This is a genomic window from Psychrobacter sp. T6-1 (assembly GCF_052258445.1).
On the sequence record NZ_JBQQFC010000218.1, the window covers coordinates 1 to 4,192 of the forward strand.

Here is a 4,192-nt window from a genome sequence, read left to right on the forward strand (position 1 = left end):
ACAAAATAACCATTTGCTTGGGCGTTGCTGACCATAGGCGCGCGGTTAATGCTGGCAATACCAATAAACCGCTAATTAACAGGCTACCGACCGCTTGCAAGGCAATAGCGCAAAACCCTGCTAATAACCCCATAAAGAATAAGCGCTGGCGAGTAGGGTTAATGCCTTGAATGCGAGCGAGTGCTTCGTGTGTTGCCAGCTTAATTTGGGCAGGCCAGATATAACTAAGTAGCGCAAGTCCAATAACGACGCTACCGCCAATCACAGGTAAATCACGCCAATCAAGCTCCAGCAAGTTACCAAATAAGAATCCTAATACATTGGCCTGCTGATCGGTCATTTGAGTCAGCGTCAGCAGCCCCAAGCATAGTAGCGATACTGCAACTACTGCTAGTACCGCATCCACTGGCAAACGCTCATCATCAATGAGCACCAACCCTATAACGACTAGCACACTCACCAGAGCAATACCTACGCCCATAGGCAGCTGCCACAGCACCGCAAGCGCTACGCCAAGCAAGGTACCATGCGCTAAGGCATCAGCAAAGAATGCCATACGCCGCCATAACACTAAGCAACCGAGCGGCGCTGACAAGAGCGCTAATATACTGCCAGCAATCCAAGCAGGAGCAATAATGGCCAACCAAGCAGTCATAAGCGATGTCCATTAATAAGGGGTAAGTAGTTTTAAAAAGGTATTTTAAATATAAAAAACACTACATCTCATGCGGAGCATGATGCTCACAAGCATGTGGTTTGTGCACATAAGGCTGCTCGTAATGATGACCAAAGAGTCTTTGAAATTCAGTAGTAACCGCAAGCTCGCTGGGCTGACCTTCACAGCAAATGTGCTTATTGAGGCAAATGACCCGCCTGCTGCCTTTCATTACCCAATGCAAATCATGCGAGACCACTAGCATAGCGCAGCGCAAAAAATCTGGCAGCTTATCGATAAATTGATAGAGCCAAACCTCTGTCTCTGGATCAAGACCTTGCATCGGCTCATCTAATATCAGCAAATTGGGCTTATCAAGCAAAGCGCGCGCCAATAATACGCGCTGAGTTTCGCCACCAGATAAATTACGCATCTGCCGAATCAGCAAAGACGTCAAGGACAAATTATCAAAAATAAAGTCACGCTGCGTAGGTGTCAGGCGTTTTTTGTCAGCTTGTGCCAGCAGATCTTGTACCCGTAGCGGCAGTATAGGCGGCACTGAAAAACGCTGCGGCACATAGCTTAGCTGCAGCGGCTGATGCGCGGTAATATGACCATGAGTAGGCGTAATGAGACCCAAGATGAGCTTGACTAAGGTGGACTTGCCAGCGCCGTTAGGCCCGATCAAACTCACAGTTTCGTTCACGGCGATGTCGATAGTGATATCAGATAACAACCGCAGCTGATCGATATCGTAGCTGACGCTGTTTAAGCTTAATAGCTTTTGGTCACTCATAGGGGTTGTTGTCTTCTTATGATTGGGTTTATGAATAATTCAATAGTGATTATCACTGGCAATCTGAGCAGCGGCCACTCAGCTCAATGACGCTACGAGTGACGCTAAAGCCGACATCTTGCTCAGCAAAACTCATTATCTCTTGCACCGGCAAGCTGCTGCACTCTTGCACTCGCAGACAAGTATCACAAATCAAAAATGCGGCGGTATGCTGCGCTCGCGGATGACAACAAGGCACATAGGCATTAATAGAGGTTAACTGATGGATAAGACCTTGCTCAAGTAAAAACTCTAAACTGCGATAAACCGTAGGTGGTGCAACATTTTTACTTGCTGATGGGTTTTGATTGACTGAGGTATCAGACTCAGATGAGCGCCTATGCTGCAACTGAGTGATGAGATCATAAGCGCCTACTGGTTTATTGGCTTGCAATACCAGATCATATATCTGCTCACGCAGCGGCGTAAAGCGTACCGAGCGCTTGCGGCATTGCTCTTTAGCTGCATTTATGCGTGCTGCGATATCAGATACTGTAAAATCCTGTACATCGTGTGGATGCATGCAAGTTGTCACAATACCAGCTCCTAAGTCAGTTTGATGTTTTAAGGTAGCGTTCTTTATTGTTATAGTATAACATAATGAAAATTAGAAGCTAATCGCTTTTTTGGCTGTCTTTGTGCTACCTAGTTTTTGATAGCTACTTTTGCGATAGCCCAGACTTTTATAGGATTGCAATATGAGTACGTTTTTTTTAACCATTAGACGGATTAATTTTTTCATTGTACATAAATCTTTAGCTAGTGTACTAAGAACGTTCTCTCAGCTGGCTAAGCGTTATTTTTTCGCTACCGCTATAATGATGCTTGGATTTATGGCAATAAGCGTACAAGCTGCTACGGTCACAGTCAGTAATTATCCGCTATTTTTACTAAGCCAAGCGGTAACCGCAGGCGCGCCGCCTGCCAAGCAGCTGCTGCAAGCAGGGGAGGTCGGTCATCACGGCAGTATCAGTCCGCGCGATATAAAAGCCATTCAAGACAGCAAATTTGTGGTTTGGTTTGGCGAGCCTCTAGAGAATAATTTGGCCAGCAGCTTAAATAGGGCACCCAATGCCATTGCGCTTTTTAAATTTGATGCTTTTAAGCGTTATCCGCTACGTGATGCGCAAGCCAAATCTATCCCCAATACTTTAGACCCCCATATTTGGCTTGATCCGCAAAATGCCAAAGCGATCACACGCGCCTTAGCCGTCATACATAGCCACGCCAATCCGCAGTACAAGAATCTATATCAGACCAATGCGCAAAAATTCGCTCAACGTATGGATAGGGCAGTGACAAGCGTACAATCAGGCTCAAAAACCGCTCAGCCGTATTGGGCGTATCATGATGCATATCATTATATCGAGAATAGCTTAAACCTACAGCTCGTCGGTAGTCTAACAACCGATCATCACCTGTCACCAAAGGCCAGTCAGTTGCGTAAGTTGAACGAGCAGCGCCCTAACTCGACTATGTGCCTAGTCACTCAAAGCGATCCTGCCAAAGGCTTACTCGCCAAACTCCAACCAGTCAAAACGACGGTGCAAGCAGAAGACATGAGCAGCAGTACAGACTTTGTTATAGGTTGGCAACAAATGGCGGAGCAGATGCGCCGTTGTATTGATTAATTGCTGTAACGGCTTGATGGCTTAGCTGTTGTAGCAGTCAAACAGTGGAGCACAGCGTTTATCTTGCCAAAGTAACGCATGGTTATTACAATAAGCGGCTGATACAAGGCAAGTGATGTTTTATAGAAAAGTCATACCGTTTAAATAAGCACGATACTCTACTTAGTAAGACTCTACTTAGCAAGGTAACTAATGACCCAGCCTGCCAAACGCAATCAAAAAGATCAGATAGGGCGCCATATCAAACGTCAAGTTTGGATACTGCTGATTTTGATTATTCTAGCTTGGCTGCTAGATATCGTTTGGCTACGAAGCGATCTTTTGATCGTTCAAGGAGTAGCTCTTGGTGCAGTCCTAAGTTTTGCAACTCAAATGATCTTTACCTTATTTGTGTTTAGGCATACTGGATTTCGTGCGCGTGAGCATATTGTTAGACAGCTTTACCGCGGTCAGGCGGTCAAATGGGTATTGACGGCCTTTGGCTTTGCTTTAATCTTTATACTTATAAAACCGTTGTCAGCGCCTGCACTATTTGCAGGCTTTATTGTTATGCAAATGAGCTACAATTGGATGCTGGTACGACTAAACTAACTAGTACGTTTGGACTGATAAGTTAATGTCTAACGAGATACCAATTAGGCGCTAAATACTCGCAGTAATGTTGGTATTTATTTTGAAAATGTTGTAAAATCTAACAAATATTTAGCAGTTATAAAGTACTTACAAATTATATTTATCGCTTTATTATCGCTGTACCCTCACATTTATATACGTTCCCTATCACAATCAAGTATTTATCACAAATAAAAAGTTCACAATTTGCTTTACATGAATACAACGCTGCATTACTATATGCAGCTAAATATTTTGCTTAGGCGCATGTCTCTAATATAGACAAAGCAGACGCAAAATATCTATGTGTAGGTCTCAAGGGCTGGTAATGTTTACTCATAAGCCCTTTTTTGATAGCTAGAATTTATAAAACTGTATCAAAATCAGATATTTACATAGGTGCTACTTACTTAGGTGCTACGGGTTGGATGTTATCTGCTAAGTGATTTAAGTTGAACC

The 4,192-nt window shown here is 44.0% G+C and carries 5 protein-coding genes; 2 read left to right on the forward strand and 3 right to left on the reverse strand.

Features of this window, described 5'->3' with window-relative positions; all coding sequences use genetic code 11:
- The 3 genes from ACTXGO_RS10410 to ACTXGO_RS10420 form a co-directional block, all read right to left on the reverse strand.
- Positions 1–655 (reverse strand): metal ABC transporter permease (locus ACTXGO_RS10410; RefSeq protein ID WP_443574385.1); only part of this gene is annotated, 655 nt, incomplete at its 3' end.
- Positions 656–716: 61 nt separating this feature from the next.
- Complete coding sequence (locus ACTXGO_RS10415; protein ID WP_443574388.1) at positions 717–1,451, reverse strand: metal ABC transporter ATP-binding protein; 735 nt, start codon at positions 1,449–1,451, stop codon at positions 717–719.
- A 52-nt stretch (positions 1,452–1,503) separates the two neighbouring features.
- Entirely contained in the window at positions 1,504–2,013 is a 510-nt protein-coding gene (locus tag ACTXGO_RS10420; RefSeq protein WP_443574392.1) for a transcriptional repressor, read from the reverse strand.
- Positions 2,014–2,188: 175 nt separating this feature from the next.
- Here ACTXGO_RS10420 and ACTXGO_RS10425 point away from each other — a divergent pair, with 175 nt between their 5' ends.
- The gene (locus tag ACTXGO_RS10425) at positions 2,189–3,121 is read left to right on the forward strand and encodes a metal ABC transporter solute-binding protein, Zn/Mn family (protein WP_443574390.1); all 933 of its coding nucleotides are present in this window, start codon (positions 2,189–2,191) and stop codon (positions 3,119–3,121) included.
- 192 nt (positions 3,122–3,313) lie between these two features.
- Positions 3,314–3,712, forward strand: a complete 399-nt coding sequence (locus ACTXGO_RS10430; protein WP_435949807.1) for an ATP synthase subunit I — start codon at positions 3,314–3,316, stop codon at positions 3,710–3,712.
- Positions 3,713–4,192: the final 480 nt, after the last annotated feature.